General features: G+C 57.9%; 5 protein-coding genes. All 5 read right to left on the bottom strand.

The annotated features are described in order from the left end of the window. Positions 1-307 precede the first annotated feature (307 nt). On the bottom strand, positions 308-1,183 hold the full coding sequence (locus IRZ24_RS17180; protein WP_297166877.1) for a hypothetical protein: 876 nt from the start codon (positions 1,181-1,183) through the stop codon (positions 308-310). Between the two features lie 66 nt (positions 1,184-1,249). Further along, on the bottom strand, positions 1,250-1,552 hold the full coding sequence (locus IRZ24_RS17175; RefSeq protein WP_297166874.1) for a 4Fe-4S dicluster domain-containing protein: 303 nt from the start codon (positions 1,550-1,552) through the stop codon (positions 1,250-1,252). A gap of 84 nt (positions 1,553-1,636) precedes the next feature. After that, complete coding sequence (locus IRZ24_RS17170) at positions 1,637-2,947, bottom strand: FAD-dependent oxidoreductase (RefSeq protein WP_297166871.1); 1,311 nt, start codon at positions 2,945-2,947, stop codon at positions 1,637-1,639. Positions 2,948-3,199: 252 nt separating this feature from the next. Continuing rightward, positions 3,200-4,147, bottom strand: a complete 948-nt coding sequence (locus IRZ24_RS17165; RefSeq protein ID WP_297166868.1) for a zinc-binding dehydrogenase — start codon at positions 4,145-4,147, stop codon at positions 3,200-3,202. Between the two features lie 174 nt (positions 4,148-4,321). Beyond that, the coding region (locus IRZ24_RS17160) for an FAD-binding protein (RefSeq protein ID WP_297166866.1) at positions 4,322-4,531 on the bottom strand (210 nt) is incomplete at its 5' end.

Here is a 4,531-nt window from a genome sequence, read left to right as displayed (position 1 = left end):
GGGCCATTGCTATGGTTGAGTTATGGAGACAATCCGCCGCCGGGGGCACATTTCAATCCGGTGTTGGCGGCAGAGCGGATCTGGGCCTGGTGGTGGCAGCGCCAACCTATTGGGGAGAATGCCGGCTATTACCCAATGGCTTTGCTCATCCGTAAGGGCCTTGGGGTAGCACCCTGAGCGATTGCTACCGCTCAGCCGGGTCTGAAAGCCATACTGGCGGAGCTCCTGCTCTGCCAGTATGGTGAGGAAAAGAGATTCTCTCCGCTGAGCCTAGCGGACAAGGTTAGCGAGCACAGAGGTGAGTCTTTCAAACGAAGCCGCGCTCCTTCAGAAAGCGCACCAGCTCGCGCGCCAGCTCTTCTGGCGAGCCTTCGACCAAGCGAGCCTGCCGCCGGGCGGTGCCTCCGGTAATAATCTCCCCAATGCGCTCGAAAGGACTGAGCTGACTATCAGGAATAGGAATGCGATGAGGACGTGGACGCGGCGTGCGCACCTCTACAACAGTTGTCTCTTCCGCCTCCTGGACAGCCGCAAACCCTGGCAGGCTCAGCGGATCGCACACGGCGATCCTAGCCTGCAGGGCTGCCAGATGAGCTGGCAGAGAAGGATAACGCGGCTCATTGAGCGTCTCATGAACGGTCAGCAGCAGAGGTGGCTCAGCGAGCAGCCGCTCACGGTAGCCGCGTTCTAAACGGCGAGTCACCTGTAAAACGGGTCGTCCGGCCTCTTGACCTGCTTTCAGCCCTATCACCCCGGTGATCTGGGGCAAGCCTAAGTAAACCGCCAGGGCGGGACCTACCGTACCAGAAGCCCAATCGCTGCTCTGCTCCCCGCAGAAGATCAAATCGGGCAAGGCAGAATCAGCGCGCAGGCGAGCTGCCAAAGCGGCAGCAATTGTCATCGGCCCCCAATTGACTGCACTCGGATGCCAGATGCGCTCAACAGTGTCAGCCCCCATTGCCAACGCGACGCGCAGTGCCTCCTCGCTCTCGTCTGGTCCCAGCGTGAGAGCAAAAACCGAACCTCCTAGCTGCTCCTTCAAACGTAAGGCTGCCTCCAACGCACAAGCATCAGCAGCATTCAGGGTCTGAACGAAGCGTTCAGTATCGACCTCTCCACTGATAGGATCGACATAGACTGAACTGCTATCGGGAGCCTGCTTCAGACAGACAGCAAAGCGCATTGTCTCTCCTTTGTTGTTGAACCGTCCTTGTGATCAGACCTGCCCCGGCTAGAAAACCAGCGTAGCTTACGAAGCCCGGAAGCTGACGCCCCAGCCGCCACGCGGATAGTCCCATTCGATAGCTTTCCGTTCACAGGCAACGTAGCAGGTGCCGCACTCCAAACAATGCTCATAGGAAAAGTGCATCTCGCCGCCGAGGATCTCAAACAGTCCTGCCGGGCAGACATAGACACAAGGAGTTAAGTCACATCCTTGACAGGCTGCTGTATTGACGCGGATATGTGGCGTCTTGTCGACCTTAAAGCGCACAAGCTCCAGCCGCTCTTCAATGGGTTGCATTGCCACAGGTTCAGATGCGATCGATTGCATAGTAGCGTATACTCCTACTCCTATCTCCCTAAAACGCGCTAATGGGAGCGAGAAGAGTCAATTCTCTATCTTTTGATAGAAGACTCAAAAGAAGAGAGCGCGTCCGGCCTGCCATCCATCGCGCAGGAGGGTCCAAAGAGAGACCTTACGGCGCAGCGTCGTCAGGATCGTTGGCCCCAGCTTCTTACGTGGCTTGCCTTCCGAGCGGAAGACCTGCTCAGCGGCCTCGCAGAACAGTTCAGGATAAAGATTCTGCAATCGCTCGTTATTCACGAAAGCAGGTGTTAGTCTGAAGCGTCGTAGATCCTGTAACACAAACGACTGCTCCAGACGCTTCTGATAGCCTGCCAGGCCTGTGGCAGAGAAATCACCTTTCTGATGAGCCTCTAGCACTGTCTCAGCGGCAGCCAAACCGGAAGCCACGGCGAAGTTCATACCTTCCAGAAAGATGCCGGTGGCAAAGACCAAGGCAGCAGCATCTCCGGCCACCAGCAAGCCAGAGCGCACCAAGCGGGGCACAAGCTGCCATCCCCCTTCAGGGATCATATGAGCCGAGTACTCCAGCGTCACCCCGTCGCGCACCAGCGGAGCAACCGATGGATGCTGCTTGAAACGGTCGAGCAGCTCATAGGGTTTGACCCGTTGCCGGGCAAGGGAAGCGATCTGGACAATGATACCGAGCGAGAGCGTCTCACGATTGGTGTACAGAAAGGCTCCGCCTTTGACAGGGCCTGTAGCTTCGCCCACGTACTCGCTGGCCATCCCCTCATCGCCGGTCAGGTTAAAACGCTCCTCGATTGTACGTGCACTGAGGCGCAGCACCTCTTTGACGCCCAAGCTCATTTCTTCTGGAGAGAACTCGCGCTGTAAGCCAGCCTTTTTGGCCAGGAACGAGTTAGCGCCATCGGCTGCAATGACCACGGGAGCATAGAGAGCGCCAGCCTCACGTCGGCACTGCACACCTATGACTCGCTCTCCCTCATAGAGCAGATCATCGACTACGGTCGAAGTAATGAGCAAAGCGCCAGCCTCAACCGCCTTACTGGCCAGCCAGCGGTCAAATTTGGGGCGCAGGAGCGTTACTCCATTGTAGGGGGGAGTGGCAAAATGACGGGTGCGAAAGTCAAGCGAGAGCGCCGCATCCTTCCCCAAGAAAGTCAGGACCCGGCGTGTGATATAGCGTTCAAAAGGGGCATCTTCCCAAAAAGAAGGGAGCAATTCGGCCAGCAGGCCAGGGGCATAGAAAACAGCTCCAGAGACATTTTTGGCACCTGGATACTCACCGCGCTCGATCAAGGCTACACGCAAACCAGCGCGCGCCAGCCTCAACGCCGCGCTACTTCCCGCTGGCCCAGCGCCTACGACGATTACATCAAACTGCTGCTGCGCATGCATCGCTGTGTCTCAGCTTTCATTGTCATACAATACCGCTGCTCTGTGAACACCTGGTGCCAGTGGAGCGCGGGAGCACGCTCCGCCTGCGCAGTGCACAACTCATCACAACCTTGCTGATTCCTGCCGAGGAGAGTCCGAGATAGCGAGGGAGAGCTGGTCTGGTTCAGATCAGGCGGGACAGTGCTGGAAGCTGATCTCTGCCTGCCCTTGCCCGGTCCAGCTTCCCTCTCATCTCCTGCTCATGGCAGTAGCTTAGGAGTGCAAGAGAACGATCTTCCCTGTGACCGCGCCTGCTGCCAAGAGTCGGTGAGCCTCAGCCACCTCACTGATCGGCATGACACGGGCGATGATGGGCGTCACTGCCTTCTCGGCAATAAGCTGCAGAATGCGCTGCTCATTAGCAGGTGAGGTACGTAGAGTACCACCGCCGATGACTGTCACCCGTTTGAGGCGCCAGGACTGCGTATCAACGGTAGACTGTTGACCGCCCAGGTTGCCAATCAGCACCACTCGCCCATCATTCACGCAGGCGTCGAGGCTATCCTGAAGGGTGGTGCCGACGAGTTCAATGACTAGGTTAACACCGTGGGCGTTACGCACCACCTGACCGACCTTCTCCTCACGGTAGTTCACAATCATATCTGCCCCAAGGCGGCGCAGGGCCTCCGATTTCTCCGCGTTACTGGCGGTGGTGGTGACCCAAGCACCGACGTGTCTGGCGAACTGAATAGCCCAGGTGCCGACACCGCTCGCTCCCGCCCACACAAGCACACGCTCGCCTGCCTTCAGATTACCGAGATCGAACAGTGCAGCCCAGGCCGTCGAGGCTGCCAGACCGGCAGCAGCTGCTTGCTCAAAGGAGACATCGGCAGGAATGCGCACAAGATGGGAGGCGGGTACCGCAATGCGGCTGGCATAGCCACCACCGCCACGGGCCTCCGGTGCCCGCGTGGTCAGCACACGTTCACCCGCCTTGAAGCCATTGCTGTCTGCAACTACCACGCCCGCGGCCTCCAAACCTGGCGTATAAGGCAAGTTCGGCACGGGCCTGCTCCCTGCCCGCTGAAAAAGATCAAGACGGTTGACGGTCGTCGCCTTCACATCAATCAGCACTTCATCCGCGGCGGGAACGGGGTCTGGGACCTCGCGCAATTCCAGAACTTCAGGTCCACCGTAACGAGCAAATTGCACAGCTTTCATGGCGATGTCTCTTGCTCCTCGCTTCTCGTGAATCGTCAGGATATGTTGCTCCTGGCAGATATCATTGTATCCATTCTCTATGGCGGCTGGCAAAGCCAGAGAAGAGAGTGTCAGCCGGCGATCAGCAGGTACATACAGGCAGCTATGTAGAAAGAAGAGCATCGGCAGAGCCGTTCAGGCACCTACTGGCTCTTCTTCCAGGAGCTGGATAGCCCGACGCAGAATCTCTCTGGCATCCCCCAGGAGCCCAAGATCCGCCAACGCAAAAATCGGCGCGTTGCGATCAGGGTTAATAGCAATAATGGTCTGAGCCTCCCGGATGCCACTGGTGTGTTGAGCCGCGCCTGAAATACCGCAGGCAATGTAGAGTCTTGGACTGACACT

The sequence above is a fragment of the Thermogemmatispora sp. genome, from assembly GCF_019683755.1.
In the GTDB taxonomy this organism is placed as follows: domain Bacteria; phylum Chloroflexota; class Ktedonobacteria; order Ktedonobacterales; family Ktedonobacteraceae; genus Thermogemmatispora.
This window is presented reverse-complemented; position numbering and strand designations above follow the sequence as displayed.